Source organism: Streptomyces sp. NPDC013455, assembly GCF_040632975.1.
GTDB lineage: Bacteria > Actinomycetota > Actinomycetes > Streptomycetales > Streptomycetaceae > Streptomyces.
The window spans coordinates 353839-372109 of the sequence record NZ_JBEYCX010000002.1; the positions used below are offsets into that span (position 1 = coordinate 353839).

Below are 18271 nucleotides of genomic sequence, written 5' to 3' on the forward strand. Positions count from 1 at the left end.
AACCCCGGAGCTGCCGCGATGTCCGCCACCACTCCCGAGCGCATGCCCGCGCTGTACCTCAGTCACGGCGCCCCGCCGCTCGCCGACGACCCGGTCTGGCCGGGCCAGCTCGCCGCCTGGTCCGCCGGCCTGCCCCGCCCCCGGGCGATCCTCATGGTCTCCGCCCACTGGGAGGAGGCCCCGCTGGCCCTCGGCGCGGTCGAGACCGCGCCCCTCGTGTACGACTTCTGGGGCTTCCCCGAGCACTACTACCGGGTCCGGTACGCCGCCCCCGGCGCGCCGGCGCTCGCCGACTCCGTGCGCAAGCTGCTGCGCGCCCCCGGCATACCGGTCCAGGACATCCCCGACCGGGGCCTCGACCACGGCGCCTACGTCCCGCTGGTCGAGATGTACCCGGACGCCGACGTCCCCGTCCTCCAGATCTCCCTGCCCACGCTGGACCCGGTCCGCCTGATGGAGATCGGCCGCAAGCTGGCCCCCTTGCGGGACGAGGGCGTGCTGATCGTCGGCTCCGGCTTCTTCACCCACAATCTCGCCGCGCTGCGGCACACCGGCCCGGGCGTGCCGAGCTGGTCGGCGGAGTTCGACGACTGGGGCCGGCGGGCCCTGGAGGCACGTGACTGGGACGCCCTGCTCGACTTCCTGGACAAGGCCCCGGCCGGCCGCTACGCCCACCCGCGCACCGAGCACTTCGCCCCGCTCTTCGTCGCCATGGGCGCGGCGGACGCCGGCGGCGGGCCGGACGCGCAGCGGTCGGTGATCGACGGGTTCTGGATGGGGATGGCGAAGCGGTCGGTCCAGTTCGGGTAAGCGGTCGGTCCCGTTCGGCTTAGCGGTCGGTGCGGTGCGGCTCAGCGGTCGGTGCGGTTCGGCTGATTCACAGCCGCTTCTCGTACCAGGCCACGTCCCAGTAGCGGCCGAACTTGCGGCCCACCTCGCGGTACGTGCCGACGTACTGGAAACCGAAGCGCGCGTGCAGCCGCTCGGACGCCTCGTTGGGCTGGGCGATGCCCGCGTAGGCGCGGTGCACGTCCTGTCCGGCCAGGACCTCGAAGAGGGCGCCGTAGAGCAGCGTGCCCACCCCGCGCCGGCCGGCGTCCGGGGCGACGTACACCGAGGTCTCCACGGACGTCGCGTACGCCGGCTTCGGCCGGTAAGGGCTGGACGTGGCGTACCCGAGGATCTCCTGTGACCGCGCGTCGGTGGCAACCATCAGCCGGTGCGGGCCGTCTTCCGGGTGGGAGAGCAGCCAAGGGCGGCGCTCTTCCGGAGTGAAGATCGCGGTATCGAATGTGATGGCCGTCTCACGTACGTAGTGATTGTAGATCGCGGTGAGGGCCCCGAGGTCCCCCTCGGCGCCCGGCCTGACCTGCACGTCAGTACGCTCCGACGACATCTCGCCTCCCTGGGTGGCGGAACAGGGTACTGCATGATCAGAAAAATCGGGGGGTGGGTTGGGAATTCTGTCCGGATTCCAGTCGTTGTTTCCCACGGATGCAGGGCACTCGGAGAGTCTCGGAGAGGGTGAGCGAGTCCCAGAGACGGTTCCCAGTGCCGGGCGTTCACCAGGACCACCCGCCAGCCCACCATCGCAAGGGAGCACGCATGGCAACCCGTGCCGTCGCCCGTCGTCAGTCCGCCACCGGCGAGACGGCCGACTCGGCAAGCAGTGTTCGCGCTCATGGCGGCGAGATCGCAGACCGCGACCTGGTCGGCATGTACCTCGACGAGATCGCGCGTACGCCGCTGCTCGACGCCGCCAAGGAGGTCGAGCTGTCCCAGACCATCGAGGCGGGTGTCTTCGCGAGGCAGGTCCTCGACGGCTACGAGGAGACCCACGCGGACGCCACCCGGGAGGAACTGGAGGCGCTGGCCGCCGAGGGGGAGCGGGCCAAGGACGTCTTCATCCGCTCCAACCTCCGCCTGGTCGTCGCGGTCGCCCGGCGCTACCCGCGCAGCGGCCTGCCGCTGCTCGACCTGATCCAGGAGGGCAACGCCGGCCTGGTGCGCGCCGTCGAGAAGTTCGACTACCGCAAGGGCTTCAAGTTCTCGACGTACGCCACCTGGTGGATCCGGCAGGCCATCACCCGCTCCATCGCCGACCAGTCCCGCACCATCCGGCTCCCCGTCCACCTGGTGGAGGAGCTCGGCCGCATCCGCCGCGTCCAGCGCGAGTTCAACCGCGAGAACGGCCGCGACCCGGAGCCCGCGGAGATCGCCGCCGAGCTGGGCTCGACGCCGGAGCGCGTCATCGACGTCCTCGACTGGGCCCGTGACCCGGTCTCGCTGAACATGTCGGTGGACGACGAGGGCGAGACGCAGTTCGGCGACCTGCTGGAGGACACCTCGGCGGTCTCCCCCGAGCAGTCCGTCCTGACCCTGCTGCGCAGCGAGGAACTGGACGACCTGATCGGCCGCCTGGACCAGCGCACGGCCTCCATCATCAAGATGCGGTACGGCATCGAGGACGGCCGCGAGCGCACCCTGACCGAGGTGGGCAAGGAGCACGGCCTGACCCGTGAGCGCATCCGCCAGATCGAGAAGCACGCCCTCCTCGAACTGAAGAAGCTGGCCCGCGACACCGGCTTCGACGCGGCGGCGTGACGGCCGCGGCGGACGTGCCGTAGCGACCCTGCGGCGGACACGCTGTAGCGGCCCAGCGGCGGACCTGCCGTAGCGGCCGTACGGCGGGACGCGCCCCGCCCCCGCGGCGGGGTGGTGCGCCGGACGTACGGCGGCGCGGTGGTCGCCCTGCGGCGGGGCAGGTGAGGGCGTGCGGCGCGATGGCCGCCCCACCCGTGGTGCCACGGCGTACCGGGTCTACGGCGCCCCGCGCGGCGCGCACGCCCGGTGGCGAAAGACGGCGCAAACATGGCGTAGTCCCATCGCTTCAAGTCCCAGGCCCGCGGGAAAAACCCTTGCGGGCCCGGGAACGGGCCGCGTGAACCACGCAAGACCGCACTCCCCACCCCCACGATCAACCCCCGGCCGACGCGGGCCGACCCCACGTGAGCCACGTCCCGACGCAATCCCCCCCCCGGCGCCGGGACCTCCCGAGCCGGGCTTCGGCGCCTATCCCCCCCCAGGCGCCGGAGTCCGGCCTTTCCTGTGCGTTGCCCCGGGCGGACACACCGTCTCCGGGGTGGGCGTGCGTGTTTTCCGAGGGTGAGCGTCCCTGGCCGCGCCCGGCACCCGGCCGGGCCGGGCGGCGGGCACCGGCGGTACGAGAAGCTGGAGCGGCGGCCCACCCCGTACCTGAACCCCGGGGTGGACCGCCGGATGGCAGATTCTGCCACACGGGCATAGCCTGCCGGGATGAGCACCACCCCCAGCGCCGCCCACCAGCCGTTTTCCGCCTCTGCGCCGGTGTCCCTCACCGAACGCCGCAAGGCCGAGACCCGAATGGAGATCGCCCGGGCGGCGGCGGCCCTCTTCGTGCAGCAGGGCCTGCGGGCCACCCGGGCCGAGGACATCGCCCAGGCGGCGGGTATCGCACCGCGCACCTTCTACCGGTATTTCGCCACCAAGGAAGAAGCGGTCTCCCCCCTCTACGCGGCCGGTGCCGGCCGCTGGACGGAGGCGGTCCGCACCGCCCCGGCCGAGCTGTCCCTCCCGCAGGCGCTGGAGTACGCCGTCCGTCACACCCTCACCCCCGGCGCCGGTGTCTCGGCCGCGTCCTGGGAATGGGTGCGCACCCTCGTCCGCCTGGCCGACACCAGCCCTGCCCTGCGCAAGGTCTGGGCGGAGGTGTGCCAGGCGTCGGAAGGGGTGCTCGGGGAGATCCTGGCGGGGCGACTGACGGGCTCCGAGCCGACGGCGGCTTCCGAGCCGGCGGCCGGTTCCGAGCCGGCGGCCGGTTCCGGGTCGACGGCCGGCGGTGCGGTCCCGGCGCCGGTCACCCCTCCGCTGCGTTTCGCCGCCGCCGTGGCCGGTGCCGCCGTCCGCGTGGCCGTGGAGTCCTGGGCGTCCACGAGCGCCCCGCCCACCGGTCCGCGGGGACCGGCGGCCCTGGCACTGCGCAACCTGCGCGCGCTGCGGGACTTCGAGTGGGCCGGGGCCCCGGGCGACGAGGGGCAGCCGGAGACGCCGTAGCGGTGTGGGGGCGTCGGGGCGTGGGGCGTGTGTGCCCGGGGGCCGCGGACATCATGGCGGCGCATCCCGCCCGGCGCCCGCAGCCCGGCTCAAGCGTCCGCCCAGCTCCCGCACGCACGCCCTGAGTTCGGCCGGCTCGTGCACCGTGAAGTCGTGCCCCACCATCGCCAGCCGGACCGCCAGCCACTCCATCGGATCCCCCGTGGTCCCGCGCAGCACGCAGCCGCCCTCCCCGTCGTCCTCGGGTGCCGCGAGCCACGCCGGGACGCGCGCGGACACCGCCGGTGCCGGCGCGGCGAAGCGCACCGCGAACGCGTAGGTCTCCTGCCGCCCCTGGATCGACCGGCGCAGGTACTCCGCCGCGCTGCCCGTCGGCAACTCCCGCGGCGCGAACCGCACTCCGGTCGCGAACGGCTCGCTGACCCGGTCCACCCGGAAGGTGCGCCAGTCCGCCCGGTCGAGGTCGTACGCGACCAGGTACCAGCGACGCCCGGTCGACACCAGCCGGTGCGGCTCGGTCAGCCGCCGGGACTCGCCGCCCTCCTTGTCCCGGTAGGCGAACCGCAACCGCTCGTGCCCGGCCACCGTGGACGCCATCACGGTCAGCGTCTCCGGTGCGATGGTCGGCCCGTCCCCGCTGGTCAGGGGGGTCGTCGCGGCTTGGAGGGCGGAGACACGGTGACGCAGCCGGGCCGGCAGCACCTGTTCCAGTTTCGCGAGGGCCCGTACGGAGGCCTCGTCCACCCCCTCGACCGCGTGCCCGGCGCCGGCGCGCAGCCCGACCGCGATCGCCACCGCCTCCTCGTCGTCCAGGACCAGCGGCGGCATCGCCTTGCCCGCCACCAGCCGGTAGCCGCCCTCGGCCCCTCGCGTGGCCTGGACGGGATAGCCCAGCTCGCGCAGCCGGTCGATGTCCCGGCGCACCGTGCGCCGGGAGACCCCGAGCCGTCCGGCCAGCTCACCGCCGGGCCACTCGCGCGGGGTCTGGAGGAGGGAGAGCAACTGCAGCAGCCGGGCCGGTGTGTCCGTCGTCATGCACACGAGGATGCCGCACGAGTAGGACACGACCTGGCCTAATGGGGGGCTACGTTCCTCCCATGACCCCGAACGACGACACCACCGCACACGGTCGCCCGGCCACCGACCCGGCGGCCGACCGATCCCGCTGGCTGGCCCTGGCCATCGTCATGACCGCCGCCTTCATGGACCTGGTGGACGTGACCATCGTCAACATCGCCATCCCGTCCATCGAGCGGAGCGAGCACGCCTCGGTCAGCCAGATCCAGTGGATAACCGCCGGCTACGCCCTCGCCTTCGCCGCCGGACTGATCACCGGCGGCCGGCTCGGTGACATCCACGGCCGCAAGCGGCTGTTCCTCATCGGCATCGGCGGCTTCACCCTCGCCTCCGCGCTGTGCGGCTTCGCCGTGAACCCGGAGATGCTGGTCGCCTCCCGGATCCTCCAGGGCGGCATGGCCGCACTGATGGTGCCGCAGGTGCTGTCGATCGTGCACGCCACCTTCCCGGCCCACGAACGCGGCAAGGTGTTCGGCCTGTTCGGCGCGATCGTCGGTCTCGGGGCGGTCTCCGGCCCGCTGCTCGGCGCGCTGCTGACCGAGTGGGACCTCTTCGGCCTCGGATGGCGGCCGATCTTCCTCATCAACCTGCCGGTCGGCATCGCGGCCTGGCTGCTCGGCAGCCGCTTCATCACCGAGTCCAAGGCCCCCAAGGCGCTCAAGCTGGACCTCGTCGGCGTCGCCCTGGTCGTGCTCGGCCTGCTGATGCTGCTCTACCCGCTCACCCGCGGGCGCGAGCTGGGCTGGCCGCTGTGGGGACACCTCTCGATGGCCGGCGCCCTCGTCGTCTTCGCCGCGCTGGTGGCGTACGAGCGGCGCAAGGCGGCCCGGGACGGCTCCCCGCTGGTCGAGCTGTCGCTGTTCCGCGTGAAGAGCTTCGCCGCCGGTATCGCCGTACAGACCGTCTTCGGCGTCGCGCTCGGCATCTTCTTCCTGGTCTGGACCCTGTACATGCAGATCGGGCTGGGCTGGAGCCCGCTGCGGGCCGGGCTGACCGGGGTGCCCTTCTCGATCGCGGTGTCCACCGCGGCCGGGCTGTCGGTGCAGCAGCTGGTCCCGCGGTTCGGCCGGAAGGTGCTCCAGGCGGGCGCGCTGGTGATGGGGGCCGGCGTGCTGCTCTACCTGTGGGAGGCGCACCGCTACGGCCTCGGCATCACCTCCTTCCAGATGGCCCCGCCGCTGATCGTGATGGGTGTCGGCATGGGGCTCATCGTCGCCCCGCTGACCGACGCGGTGCTCTCGGAGGTGCCGCGCGAGCACGCCGGTTCGGCGTCGGGACTGATCAACACCGTGCAGCAGATGGGCAACGCGCTCGGACTGGGCCTCGTCTCGGTCGTGTTCTTCGGGCAGATCGGTGACCGGCTGACCCCGGCGCAGGTCGGGCCGGCCTTCGTGCACGCCTTCCAGTACGCGCTGTGGTGGGTGGCCGGGGTCATGGGCGTGATCTTCCTGCTGATGGCCGCGCTGCCGAAGCGGCCGGCGCAGCATGTGGAGGGTGCCGCCGAAGAGGAGTCCGCGGCGGTGGAGAAGCGACCCGAGCTGGTGTCCTGACCCGGCACGAGCAGGGCCCGGTACCGACCCGGTACCGGGCCCTGCGGCTGTCCGGACGGCCATGGAGGGAGCCGAGCCGTCCGGACGGCCGTGACGGGGCCCACCGGAGCTGTCCGGGCGGCTGCGGAAGTCCGTTCATGCCCGAACGCGGTCCGAACCTGTTTACTTTCCGGATAGCCGGACGTACTCTCGCAGTGAAACCACACGTTCGGGCAATGACTCGAAAACGCTCGGACAGCGAGGCGGAGGCGAAACGGACATGTACGCACCGGAGCGGCAGCAGGAGATCCTCCGGCTTGCGCGTGACGGCGGCCGGGTGGACGTGTTGTCGCTGGCCGAGGAGTTCCAGGTCACCGCGGAGACGATCCGCCGCGACCTGAAGGCCCTCGACCGCGCCGGCCTGGTCCGCCGGGTGCACGGCGGCGCCATCCCGGTCGGCCGCCTCGACTTCGAGCCGGACCTCGCCGAGCGCGAGTCGACCGCCGCCGGCGAGAAGGACCGCATCGCCAAGGCCGCCCTCGCCGAGCTGCCGGCCGAGGGCACGACGATCCTCGACGCCGGCACGACCGTGGCGCGGGTGGCGGCGGCGATCCCGCTGGAGACCTCCCTCACCGTCGTCACGCACAGCCTGCCCATCGCCGCCCGCCTCGCCGACCACCCGGGCATCCAGCTCCACCTGGTCGGAGGGCGCGTCCGGCACCGTACGCGCGCCGCCGTGGACGCCTGGGCGCTGCGCGCGTACGGCGAGATCCGCGCGGACGTCCTGTTCGTCGCCGCCAACGGCTTCTCCGTCGAGCACGGTCTGACCACCCCCGACCTCGCCGAGGCCGCGGTCAAGCGGGCGGCGGTCGCCGCCGCCCGCCGCGTGGTGCTGCTGGCCGACTCCGCCAAGCACGGCCAGGAGCACTTCGCCCGCTTCGGTGACCTGAGCGATGTGGACCTGCTGATCACCGACAGCGGGCTGAGCCCGGAAGACGCCGCCGCCATCGAGCGCGGCGGCACGGAAGTAGTGCGCGCATGATCCTCACCGTCACCCCCAACCCGTCCCTCGACCGCACCTACGAGGTCCCCGCCCTGGAACGCGGCGAGGTGATCCGCGCCACCGGCGAGCGCATGGACCCCGGCGGCAAGGGCGTGAACGTCTCGCGTGCCGTGGCGGCCGCCGGCCGGCGCACGGTCGCGGTGCTGCCCCTGGGGGGTGCGCCGGGAGCGCTCGTCGCCGAACTGCTCGACGCGCAGGGCATCGAGGTGGCGCCGGTCCCGGTCGCGGGCGCCACCCGGTCCAACATCGCGCTCGCCGAGGCCGACGGGGTGCTCACCAAGATCAACGCGCCCGGTCCGGACCTGTCCGCCCAGGAACAGGAACTGCTCCTGGAGACGGTCCGCCGGCAGTCGCGGGACGCCGACTGGATCGCGTGCTGCGGCAGCCTGCCCCGGGGGCTCGCGCCCTCCTGGTACGCCGATGTCGTCGCCCGGGCGCACGCCTGCGGCGCGCGCATCGCGCTGGACACCTCGGGCCGCGCGCTCCGGGAGGCGCTGCGCGCGCGGCCCGACGTGGTGAAGCCGAACGCCGAGGAGCTCGCGGAAGCCGTCGGGCGCCCCCTGGCGACCCTCGGCGACGTGCTCAAGGCGGCCGAGGAGGTGCGTGCGATGGGCGCGCGCGCCGTGCTCGCCAGCCTGGGCGCCGACGGCCAGCTGCTGGTGTCGGACACGGGCGCGTGGTTCGGCAGCGCGCGGGTGAGTGCCGTCCGCAGCAACGTCGGCGCCGGCGACGCCTCCCTGGCCGGCTTCCTCATCGCCGGCGGCACCGGCCCCGAGGCCCTGGCCTCCGCCGTCGCCCACGGCGCCGCCGCCGTCCAGCTCCCCGGCAGCCTGATGCCGGCCCCCGCGGACCTGGATCCGGCGGCGGTGACGGTGACGGCCGACCTCCCCCTCGACCGCGAACTGATGGAGCCGGTGTCATGATCTCGATCGTGCAGCGGGGCACCCGCCCCGGAACCCGCCACCTGGGCGCGCGTCCCGTGCCCGCACGTCCGGGCACGGCCACGCCCCCAGCCCCCAAACGGCGCGGCTCCCTTTTACTCGCCGCCCCCCTCGGCACCGGTACGGCCGTCTGAGCCACCGCCCGGTCCCCGGGAAGCGGGGTCTCCCCGGCCCCGCCTCCCCGCACCACCCCTCGCCCCACCGCTCCGCCCCCTTCTCCCCCCACCGCACCATTCCCGCCTCCCCTCCCCGCACCACCGCCTCCCCCCACCACACCCCCGTCCCCACTCCGCCCACTCCTCTCCCCGGGCGACAACGCGTGCATAGGAGCCCGCGATGAGCGACATGATCACCGCGGACCTGGTCGACCTCGACCTGTCCGCCGACACCAAGGAAGCGGCGGCCCGTGCCCTCGCCGAGCGCATGGTGGCCCGGGGCCGGGTGACCGACCTGGAGGGCTTCCTGGCCGATGTGGCCGCACGCGAGGCCCAGATGCCGACCGGGCTCGACGGCGGCATCGGCATCCCGCACTGCCGCAGCGCCCATGTGACCGAGCCGACCCTCGCGTTCGGCCGCAGCGCCGCCGGCGTCGACTTCGGCGCGGCGGACGGCCCGGCCGACCTGATCTTCCTGATCGCGGCCCCCGCGGGCGCCGACGACGCCCACCTGACGATCCTCTCCTCCCTCGCCCGCCAGCTGATGGACGCCGACTTCACCTCCGCCCTGCGGACGGCGAACGACGCGGAGACGACGGCGGCACTGATCCGGGGGGACGAGACGCCGCCCGGCGAGCGCGCGCAAGCGCCGGACGCCGCCGGGAGCGCGGGCGCGAGCGCGGGCGCCGCACAGGACACCGCCGCGACGCCGGCGGCGGCCTCCGCCGGCGCCGCGGCGGGCAGCCAGGCCCCGGCGGCGGTTCCGGCCCCGGCCGCGGCCCCGGGCTCAGAGCAGGCTCCGGGCGCGGCCGCCTCGGACGGGTCCGGACCGGCGCCGGATGCGGCCCCCGGCTCCGGCGGGCGTCCCTTCCGCATCGTCGCCGTCACCTCCTGCCCGACCGGTATCGCCCACACCTACATGGCGGCCGAGTCCCTGGAGAACGCCGGCCGGGACGCGGGTGTCGAGCTGGTCGTCGAGACGCAGGGCTCGGCCGGCTTCACCCGGCTGGACCCGGCGGTGATCGCGGCGGCGGACGGCGTGATCCTCGCGCACGACGTCGCCGTACGCGACAAGGACCGCTTCGCGGGCAAGCCGACCGTCGACGTCGGCGTGAAGGCGGGCATCAACCGCCCCGCCGAACTCATCGCGGAGGTCCGCGAGAAGGCGGCGCGCGGTGAGGCGAGCGCCCCGGCGCGCGCCTCGGCCGGCACGCCGGTCGAGCGCGCGGGCGACTCCACCGAGGGCTACGGCACCCGGCTCCGCAAGTGGCTGATGTCCGGCGTCAGCTACATGGTCCCGTTCGTCGCCGCGGGCGGTCTCCTCATCGCGCTGGGCTTCGCGATCGGCGGCTACGAGATCAACAAGGCGCCCTCGGTGATGGACCACTTCCTGTGGACGCAGGCCGACAGCTGGGGCGCGCTGCTGTACCAGACCGGTGTGGTGTCCTTCGGCTTCCTGGTCCCGGTCCTGGCCGGCTACATCGCCTACGGCATGGCCGACCGGCCCGGCCTGGTCCCCGGCTTCGTCGGCGGCGCGATCTCGGTGACCATCAACGCCGGCTTCCTCGGCGGCCTCGCGGCCGGTCTGATCGCCGGCGGCGTGGTGATGGCGATCCAGCGGGTGCACGTCCCGGCGGCGGTGCGCGGCATCATGCCGGTGGTGGTGATTCCGCTGATCTCCTCGGCGATCGTCGGCTTCCTGATGTTCGTCGTGATCGGCAAGCCCATCGCCACCGCCCAGAAGGGGCTGACCGACTGGCTGAACGGCCTCACCGGCACCAACGCCCTCCTGCTCGGCGGCCTGCTCGGCCTGATGATGTGCTTCGACCTCGGCGGCCCGGTCAACAAGGTCGCCTACACCTTCGCCACCGCCGGTATCGCCGTCGCCGACCCCGGTGACTCCGCCATGAAGATCATGGCCGCGGTGATGGCGGCCGGCATGGTCCCGCCGCTGGCGATGGCCCTGGCCACCACCGTGCGCGGCAAGCTCTTCACGCCGGCCGAGCGCGAGAACGGCAAGGCCGCCTGGGTGCTGGGCGCGTCCTTCATCTCCGAGGGCGCGATCCCGTTCGCGGCGGCCGACCCGCTGCGGGTCATCCCCTCCGCCATGGCGGGCGGCGCGCTCACCGGCGCGCTGTCGATGGGCTTCGGCGCCACCCTGCGCGCCCCGCACGGCGGTGTCTTCGTGGTCCCGCTGATCGGCAACCCGTTCCTGTACCTGGTGGCCATCGCGGCCGGTGTCTGCGTCACCACCGCCCTGGTGGTGCTCCTCAAGGGCATGCGCAAGCAGACCCCCGAGCCCACGGCCGCGGGCCCCGCCGCGGACCCCGGCACCGCGCGGAAGGGGACCGGGCAGCCGATAGCGGCCTGACCGCCGCGTACGGCGCGTACGGCGCCTTGTCCCTTTGGTGCGCTGTGAGTTGTTCACGGCACCTGCGAGATACATCACGGTCCGGGCTCAACGTCCGGACCGTGGTGTGTACTGGGGGGTATGCCAGAGCATGTCTCGACTCTCCAGTGGGCCGGCGCGGTCTTCCTCACCCTGGCCGGTGCGGCCTGGGCGGTCGTGGTGCTGCGCCTGCTGCGCCGCTTCCGCGCGCGGGCCCTGCGAGAGCTCCCGGCTGCTCACACGGCTCACCTCCCGGCCTTCCCGGCCCAGCCGCAGGCCGGGCCCCCGCTGGAGCGGGTCGAGCTGACCCCCGCGGAGCAGGACGCCTTCGCCGGACTGGTACGCCGCCTCGGCGGCCGCTGACCGGCGGCGCTCCCGCTGACCACCGGCGCTCCCGCCTCACCCGCCCCGCGTCAGGGCGAACGCGGCGGACGCGCTCCCGCGCCCCCGCGCCCCCGGCGCTCCCGCGCCCCCGGCGCTCCCGCGCCGTCCCGCCTCCGCCGCCTCGCCGTGGCTACCCCTGCCGTGCGGCGCGCCGCTCCATGGCGTCCCGGGCCGCGTTCTCCGACATGTACACCTCGCACATGTGCCGCCCGTCGGGCGTCGCCGTGTGCTCGACCTCCCACAGGGAGATCTCGGTGCCGTCCGGCAGCAGGAAGGCGTGCTCGTACAGCGCGTAGCTCAGCCCCACCCGGCCGGCCCGGCCGGGCCGGCCGAAGGCCTGTGTGATCTCGTGCGCGGTCGCGGTCGCCAGCAGCGCGGCCGTCTCCGCGCCGGGCCGGTCGGGATTCTCCGCCCGGCGCAGCAGCCGGCGCGCGTGGTCCGCCGAGTCGTCGGAGGCGAACACGTGCCGGGGCTCGGGCACCGCCCACAGCCGCATCAGCGCGGGCAGTTCGAAGTCCCGGGTCTCCGGCGGCAGCCCGAGCTGTTCCGAGGCGGCGTGCAGTTCCTCCTCGTCGGCGTACAGCTCGTGCTCCGAGGCGGCGCCGGGCGCGGGATTGTGCACGAGCTCCCACAGGGTGACCGCCGACCCGTCGGCGAGCAGCCAGGTGTGCCGGTACGTCTCGCGGTGCAGCCCCGCGCTGTGGTACGCGGAGTGCAGCGAACTGTCGTACGCCAGCGCGCAGTCGAGCCGCCTTATCACCTCGTCGGGCAGCTCGAAGGAGTTCAGGGCGCGACCGAGGAGTCGCGCGAGATGCTCCTCCGGAGACTCGGGCGACTCGGCTGGTTCGTACGCTGCGGTCTCGTACGGAACGCTCAAGACATCTCCCGGCGTTGCTGCATGTCACCTTGTGGGTGCATACCGTAGCCCCTCGGTCGGACATCATGTCCGGGAACCGAGAAAACGTACGCCGGGAAAACGCGCGGGCCGCGCGAAAGATTCCCGCGCGGCCCGTCGTACCGTCAAAATCCGCTGATCAGGCGGCACTTCCGGAGGTCCAGGCGCTCCAGGACATGTTCCAGCCGTTGAGGCCGTTGTCCGGGGCGACCGTCGTGTCCGGGGAGTTCTTCACGATCACGACGTCACCGATGAGCGAGTTGTCGTAGAACCACTTCGCCGTCGTGTCGCCCTGTGCGCCCTGCACGTCCGCGAGCCCGACGCAGCCGTGGCTGGTGCCCGCCCGGCCGAAGGGCGGGTTGCCCTTGTTGTACCAGTAGTTGCCGTGGAGGAAGGTCCCCGAGGTCGTCAGCCGCATCGCGTGCGGCACGTCCGGGATGTCGTACTCCCCGCCGAAGCCGACCGTCGAGCCGTTCATCCGGGTCTGCACGAACTTCTCGGAGATCACCATCTGCCCGTTGTACGTCGTGTGCTGCGGGCTGCCCGCCGAGATCGGCACCGTCTTGAAGGTCTTGCCGTCCCGCACGACCGTCATCGTCTGCGTGTCGGCGTCGACCGTGGAGACCTGCGACCGCCCGATGGTGAAGGAGACGGTCTTCTTCTGCACCCCGTAGACGCCCTTCGCGCCCTGGACGCCGTCGAGGTCGATGGTCATCGTGACCTTGGACCCGGCCTTCCAGTACTCCTGCGGCCGGAAGTCGAGGCGCCGGTCCCCGAACCAGTGCCCGGCCACCTGCTGGCCGCTGCTGGAGTCGACCTTGATGTGGGACTGCACGGCCTTCTTGTCGGTGATCGACTTGTCGAAGGTGAACGACACCGGCATGCCCACCCCGACCGTCGCGCCGTCGTCCGGCGTGTAGGTGCCGATGAAGCTGTTCGAGGAGGTGACGGTGGTGAAGATGGAGTTGGCCGCCGCCGTGCGCCCCTCGGAGTCCTTGGCGGTCGCGTTGATCTCGTACTTCGTCCCGCGCTCCAGCTGGTCCTTCGGCTTCCAGGTGCTGCCGTCGGCCGATATCGCCCCCGGCACGGCCTGGTCCGACCCCGACACGGTCATCTTCACGTCGGTCAGCTTCCCGTCGCTGACCTTCACGCCGGTGGCGTTGATGGACGCGCCGGTCGAGCCGTCCTTCGCCGATATCGCTATCTTCGCCGTCGACGTCTTCGGGGAGTCCTTGCCGCCCTTGCCGTCGTCGTCCGTCGCGTTGGCGCTGCCGCCGCAGGCGGTGAGGGTGAGGGCGCCGACCATCAGGGCGGCACAGGCCCCGAGTGCGCGCCGCGCTGCAATGTCCGGCGTTGTCACGGGCTGCTCCAGGTTGGTGTGATGTGCGTGGTCCGTTCCAGTGCGTGGAGGAAGAGGGCACGGACGCCGGGGAAGGTTCCCTCCGACTCCCGTGAACGCCATCACGTGACAGAACCGCGACAATCCAGCGCGCAAGACCCCGTCCGCGGGCCCGGGTTGCCCGTCTGCTCCCTCCGTCCTCCCGGTGCCCGCGCCCCGCTGCGCCCTCGCGTGGCCCGCCTCCCCCTATGCCTGCCCGTACAGCTCCCGGTACGACGGCCACACCCCTCCCGGCCCGGTCACCGGCTCGGCGGCGCGCACGGCCCGTACGATCGCGCGCGTCACGAGATCGGCCCCGGCGGCCAGGATGTCGTTGAGCGCCAGGGGGTGCGCCGGCAGCGGGAGCCCGCCGGTCGCCAGCGCGAACACCGTGTCCCCGTCGTGCAGGAGGTGCACCGGCCGCACCGCGCGCGCGATCCCGTCGTGCGCGGTACCCGCCAGTTTCTGCGCCTGTGCCTTGGTGAGGTCCGCGTCCGTCGCGACCACCGCCAGCGTTGTGTTGAGCGGTGGCGGCGCGTTCCGGGCGGCGGCCTCGTCCAGGCGCCGGCGCGCGGCCGCGTGCACGTGCTCCTCCGGATACTCCACCCGCCCCTGCAGCAACTCCCCGTACAGCACCCCCGTCTCCGGATCCATCACCGATCCCGCCGCGTTGGCGACCACCAGCGCCGCCACGGTGATCCCCGAGGCCAGCATCGTGCTCGCGGTGCCCACCCCGCCCTTGAGCTGCCCGGCGACGGCGCCCGTGCCGGCGCCGACACACCCCTGCGGCACCCGCGCGCCCGGCGCGCTCGCCGCCGCGGCCTCCACCGCCGCGCGTCCGGTCGCCGCGTCCGGCCGCGCCCGGAAGTCGCCGCCGCGCCCCAGATCGAAGACGCAGGCCGCGGGCACCACCGGCACGACGTGCGCCGGGTCCGCCCCCACCGGTACGCCGCGCCCCTGTTCCTCCAGCCAGGCCATCACCCCGGACGCCGCGTCGAGCCCGTAGGCGCTGCCCCCGGTCAGCACGACCGCGTCCACCTTCCGCACCACGTTGCGCGGGTCGAGCGCGTCGGTCTCCTTGGTGCCGGGTCCGCCGCCGCGCACGTCCACGGCGGCGACGGCACCGCCCTCGGGCGCGAGGACGACCGTGGTGCCGGTGAGCCGGCCCTCGCCGGTGCGGGTGGCGTGCCCCACCCGGAGCCCGGCGACATCCGTCAATCCGTCAGCTGTCATGGGCGCCAGTGTGGCCCAGCCGGGCCCCCTGCCCGGCGCGGCGCCCGGCGGACTCAGCCGGCGGCCGCGGGGGCGCCCGTCTCCCGTCGCCGGGTGGCCGTACGGTGCGTCAGGGTCACCCCGGTCGCCACCGCGGCCGAGCACACGAGTCCCGCCGCCGGCACCGCCCAGTCGCCCAGGAAGGTGCAGCAGATCACCAGCAGGGCCGTGACCGGCAGCACCAGCTGCTGGGCGAGGCCGACCTTGAAGTGACGCGAGTGCAGCGCCCACACGGTCAGCAGGTACAGCGCCGTCGGCAGGGTGACGGCCGCCGAGGCGGACAGGGTGGAGATGTGTGCCGTGCCGACCGCCTGCTCCACGGCCACCTCCAGCCCCGCGCCGATGGCCGCCGCCGAGGCGAACACCAGGTAGTGGCCGTAGCCCCAGACGAACGCCCGGCCGCTGGAGCGCAGATGGCCGTGGATGGGCACCACGAAGTAGATCCACCACGCGGAGAAGACGAGCAGCAGCCCGCCCGCCGCGATGGGCAGCAGCTCGGCCGGCGCGCCGTGCTCGTCCGCGGCCGACTTCACGGCGACCGTGGCCGCCGCGATGGTCTCGCCGAGCACGATGATGGTGAACAGGCCGTACCGCTCGGCGATGTGATGCGGATGCCAGGGCGTCTCCCGGTCCTTCTCGGCGTACAGCGGCACGCTCAGTTCCGCGATCGCCATCACCAGGAAGACCCAGGGCCGGGCCGGCTCGGGCAGCACCACCAGGCCGAGCCAGCCGATCTGGCACAGCAGTACGCCGCCCGCGTACCGCAGCGCCGTGGTGCGCTCGGCGCCCGAGGCCGATCTCGCGGCTCTCAGCCACTGCGCGGCCATCGCCAGCCGCATGATCACGTAGCCGAGCCACACCAGCAGGAAGTCATGGTGCGTGAAGGCCCGCGAGATCCCGGCGGCCAGCACCAGCACGCCGGCGATCTGCACCAGGGTGACGACCCGGTAGAGCGCGTCGTCGTTGTCGTACGCCGAGGCGAACCAGGTGAAGTTCATCCACGCCCACCAGATGGCGAAGAACGCCATCGCGTAGTCGAGGATCCCCTGGCCGGCGTGCCCCGCGGCGACGGCGTGCACCAGTTGCGCACCGGCCTGCGCGATCGCCACGACGAAGCACAGGTCGAAGAAGAGCTCCAGCGGGGAGGCGACGCGGTGCGCCTCGTCGCGTCCGCGCGCGGTGAGCCGTCGCAGCGGGCCGGAGGGCTGCGGTGCGCCCGGCGGGGCGGGCGGCGGAGCGGAACTCGACGTCATGGTTCCCAGGACAGCAGAAAACCGCCGCAATATCTTGTGAACGGCTTCACAAGTGGTCGAGGGGGCGCCGGTACGGCGAAACGCCGAGCTCGGCAGGGGGGACCCGGACGCCGGCCGGCATGTCCGGACCGCACCACCCGGCTCCCTGAGGGGCCGGTCCGGTGCGCGCCGTACCCTGGTGGCATGAGCACCGCCCCCGAGCCCGAGCCGCGCGAGAGCAAGCCCGCGCTGGTCTTCGACGACCCCCTGGACCAGCAGTCCTCGGACGACACCGACCGCGGGTGGGGCGAGCGCCCGGACGGTGACAGCGCCGCCGACCTGAGGCGCTTCCTCGACGAGAAGCCGCCCCACCACCTCTGAGCCGGGCAGCGCCAGCGCCTGCGCGGAAAGCGCCTGCGCGGAAAGCGCCTGCGTGGAAAGCGCCTGCGCGGAAAGCGCCTGCGTGGAAAGCGCCTGCGCGGGAAGCGCCTGCGCGGGCAGTGCCGCTAACGCTCGTCGCGTACGGGCCCGCGCTGCGCGACCAGCGCGTCGCGGATCTCCTTCAGCACCTCCAGCTCGGTCACCTCCACGATCTCCTTCGTGCCCTCCCGCGCCGCCCTGCGGGCCGCCTGCCGGGCCAGGTACTTCGACATGGGCAGGACCATCAGGAAGTACACCACCGCCGCGGTGATCACGAAGCTGAGCGTGGCGCCCAGGACGGAGCCCCACAGGATCGGCACACCGCTCTTGACCGTGCCGTCCGCAGACACCTGGCAGGGGTCCTTCAGACAGGAGCTGTAGCTGTCGAGACTCTTCGTGCCGATCGCTCCGACCAGCGGGTTGATGATCCCCTTCACCACCGAGTTGACGATGTTGCTGAACGCGGCGCCGATGACCACCGCGACCGCCAGATCGACCACGTTGCCGCGCATCAGGAAGGCCTTGAAGCCGTGCCAGACGCTCGGTTCCTTCTTCGCGCTCACCTCGGGGACTCTCCTCGCGTGTACAGGGTGTGGAACGAAACGCTCCGCAACCTACGACACGGTGCGGCCGTCGTGTCCAATTCCGTAGCTCGATCGGGGCGGCCGACAGCGCGCCGTCGAGAAGCGGTCCCCACCGGTTCAGCACAGCGTCACCGCCAGGCGGGCGGTGGCCCCCACACCCACGAGCCGGGCCGCCTCGGTACGCGGCACGGAGAGCACGACCAGCGCCCCGCTCTCGACCAGGCTCCCGCCCGCCGTGCTTCCGGCCGCCCCGGTCCCGGCCGAGCCGTCCGGGGGCCGCGGCACCTTCGTCACCCGGACCCCCCGGGCGAGCACGCGGACACCGTCCCCGGACACCCGGACACCCTCCCCGGGCACGTGGACACCGCCCCCAACCGGCGGGTCCTGCGCGGCGATGACGTCGACGCGGTCGCCGGGCCGCAGCAGCCGCACCGTCGCCGCGTCGGCGATCCGCACGGGCGCCGCCACCATGTCCACCGGCTCCGCCGTCACCTGCCGCCGGGCCGGTTCCGTGGCCCGGTGCCCGTGGGGCCGCTCCGCTCCGTGCGGTTCCGGCCCGGTCCCAGGGCCGGCGGCCACGAGCGCCGCCGCGGTGACCGCGAGACCGGCCGCGACGGCCCGCCGGCGGTGCCGCACGAGTCGCTCCAGCCGGTACCGCCCGCCGCGCAGCCGCACCGGATCGAACGGGGGCACCTCGCAGGTCGGCGGGGCGTCGGTGCCCGGCGGGCGCGGCAGCCGGAGGGGCGGCGGGACGGGGGAGCGGGCGGACGGACGGGCCGGGGGAGGGGTCGGGGAGCCCGGGGACGACGGGGGTGTGGACATGGGAATCACCGCCTGCGACGAGGAGTTCGGGATGCCCT

Annotated in this window: 17 protein-coding genes; 9 read left to right on the forward strand and 8 right to left on the reverse strand. The window is 73.5% G+C overall.

Features of this window, described 5'->3' with window-relative positions:
• Positions 1-18: 18 nt before the first annotated feature.
• Positions 19-810, forward strand: a complete 792-nt coding sequence (locus ABZ576_RS05730) for a class III extradiol ring-cleavage dioxygenase (RefSeq protein ID WP_360736187.1) — start codon at positions 19-21, stop codon at positions 808-810.
• Between the two features lie 67 nt (positions 811-877).
• On the opposite strand, the gene ABZ576_RS05735 is transcribed toward ABZ576_RS05730, so the two are convergent.
• Positions 878-1396: an N-acetyltransferase family protein gene (locus tag ABZ576_RS05735; RefSeq protein ID WP_360736189.1), complete on the reverse strand. Its 519-nt coding sequence runs from the start codon at positions 1394-1396 to the stop codon at positions 878-880.
• 209 nt (positions 1397-1605) lie between these two features.
• On the opposite strand from ABZ576_RS05735, the gene ABZ576_RS05740 reads away from it, so the two are divergent.
• On the forward strand, positions 1606-2604 hold the full coding sequence (locus ABZ576_RS05740; protein ID WP_360736192.1) for a sigma-70 family RNA polymerase sigma factor: 999 nt from the start codon (positions 1606-1608) through the stop codon (positions 2602-2604).
• Positions 2605-3402: 798 nt separating this feature from the next.
• Complete coding sequence (locus tag ABZ576_RS05745; protein WP_360736669.1) at positions 3403-4092, forward strand: TetR family transcriptional regulator; 690 nt, start codon at positions 3403-3405, stop codon at positions 4090-4092.
• Between the two features lie 51 nt (positions 4093-4143).
• Here ABZ576_RS05745 and ABZ576_RS05750 read toward each other — a convergent pair whose 3' ends face one another.
• Positions 4144-5127 (reverse strand): YafY family protein, encoded by a 984-nt coding sequence (locus ABZ576_RS05750; RefSeq protein ID WP_360736194.1) that lies wholly within the window; start codon positions 5125-5127, stop codon positions 4144-4146.
• Between the two features lie 62 nt (positions 5128-5189).
• On the opposite strand from ABZ576_RS05750, the gene ABZ576_RS05755 reads away from it, so the two are divergent.
• The 5 genes from ABZ576_RS05755 to ABZ576_RS05775 all read left to right on the forward strand — a co-directional run bounded on the left by ABZ576_RS05755 (position 5190) and on the right by ABZ576_RS05775 (position 11609).
• The gene (locus ABZ576_RS05755; protein ID WP_360736196.1) at positions 5190-6719 is read left to right on the forward strand and encodes an MFS transporter; all 1530 of its coding nucleotides are present in this window, start codon (positions 5190-5192) and stop codon (positions 6717-6719) included.
• 259 nt (positions 6720-6978) lie between these two features.
• Positions 6979-7740: a DeoR/GlpR family DNA-binding transcription regulator gene (locus tag ABZ576_RS05760; protein ID WP_360736198.1), complete on the forward strand. Its 762-nt coding sequence runs from the start codon at positions 6979-6981 to the stop codon at positions 7738-7740.
• The gene (gene pfkB / locus ABZ576_RS05765) at positions 7737-8684 is read left to right on the forward strand and encodes a 1-phosphofructokinase (RefSeq protein WP_360736200.1); all 948 of its coding nucleotides are present in this window, start codon (positions 7737-7739) and stop codon (positions 8682-8684) included. Before ABZ576_RS05760 ends, pfkB begins: the two co-directional genes overlap by 4 nt.
• A 354-nt stretch (positions 8685-9038) precedes the next feature.
• On the forward strand, positions 9039-11228 hold the full coding sequence (locus ABZ576_RS05770; RefSeq protein ID WP_360736203.1) for a fructose-specific PTS transporter subunit EIIC: 2190 nt from the start codon (positions 9039-9041) through the stop codon (positions 11226-11228).
• Positions 11229-11348: 120 nt separating this feature from the next.
• Positions 11349-11609 carry a hypothetical protein gene (locus tag ABZ576_RS05775; RefSeq protein ID WP_360736206.1) on the forward strand — a complete coding sequence of 87 codons (261 nt, stop codon included), beginning with the start codon at positions 11349-11351 and terminating at the stop codon, positions 11607-11609.
• 151 nt (positions 11610-11760) lie between these two features.
• Here the strand turns inward: ABZ576_RS05775 and ABZ576_RS05780 are convergent, their stop codons facing one another.
• The 4 genes from ABZ576_RS05780 to ABZ576_RS05795 all read right to left on the reverse strand — a co-directional run bounded on the left by ABZ576_RS05780 (position 11761) and on the right by ABZ576_RS05795 (position 16428).
• Positions 11761-12507 carry a DUF6227 family protein gene (locus tag ABZ576_RS05780; RefSeq protein ID WP_360736208.1) on the reverse strand — a complete coding sequence of 249 codons (747 nt, stop codon included), beginning with the start codon at positions 12505-12507 and terminating at the stop codon, positions 11761-11763.
• Positions 12508-12664: 157 nt separating this feature from the next.
• The gene (locus tag ABZ576_RS05785) at positions 12665-13831 is read right to left on the reverse strand and encodes an Ig-like domain-containing protein (protein ID WP_360736211.1); all 1167 of its coding nucleotides are present in this window, start codon (positions 13829-13831) and stop codon (positions 12665-12667) included.
• 279 nt (positions 13832-14110) lie between these two features.
• A complete protein-coding gene (locus ABZ576_RS05790; protein WP_360736213.1) occupies positions 14111-15136 on the reverse strand; it encodes a P1 family peptidase in 1026 nt (341 codons plus the stop codon).
• Between the two features lie 53 nt (positions 15137-15189).
• Positions 15190-16428 (reverse strand): low temperature requirement protein A, encoded by a 1239-nt coding sequence (locus ABZ576_RS05795; RefSeq protein WP_360736216.1) that lies wholly within the window; start codon positions 16426-16428, stop codon positions 15190-15192.
• Positions 16429-16611: 183 nt separating this feature from the next.
• On the opposite strand from ABZ576_RS05795, the gene ABZ576_RS05800 reads away from it, so the two are divergent.
• Positions 16612-16788 carry a hypothetical protein gene (locus ABZ576_RS05800; protein WP_360736219.1) on the forward strand — a complete coding sequence of 59 codons (177 nt, stop codon included), beginning with the start codon at positions 16612-16614 and terminating at the stop codon, positions 16786-16788.
• 125 nt (positions 16789-16913) lie between these two features.
• Here ABZ576_RS05800 and mscL read toward each other — a convergent pair whose 3' ends face one another.
• Both mscL and ABZ576_RS05810 read right to left on the reverse strand, forming a co-directional pair.
• On the reverse strand, positions 16914-17390 hold the full coding sequence (gene mscL, locus ABZ576_RS05805; protein WP_360736222.1) for a large conductance mechanosensitive channel protein MscL: 477 nt from the start codon (positions 17388-17390) through the stop codon (positions 16914-16916).
• 138 nt (positions 17391-17528) lie between these two features.
• Positions 17529-18233 carry an RcpC/CpaB family pilus assembly protein gene (locus ABZ576_RS05810; protein ID WP_360736224.1) on the reverse strand — a complete coding sequence of 235 codons (705 nt, stop codon included), beginning with the start codon at positions 18231-18233 and terminating at the stop codon, positions 17529-17531.
• Between the last annotated feature and the right edge of the window lie 38 nt (positions 18234-18271).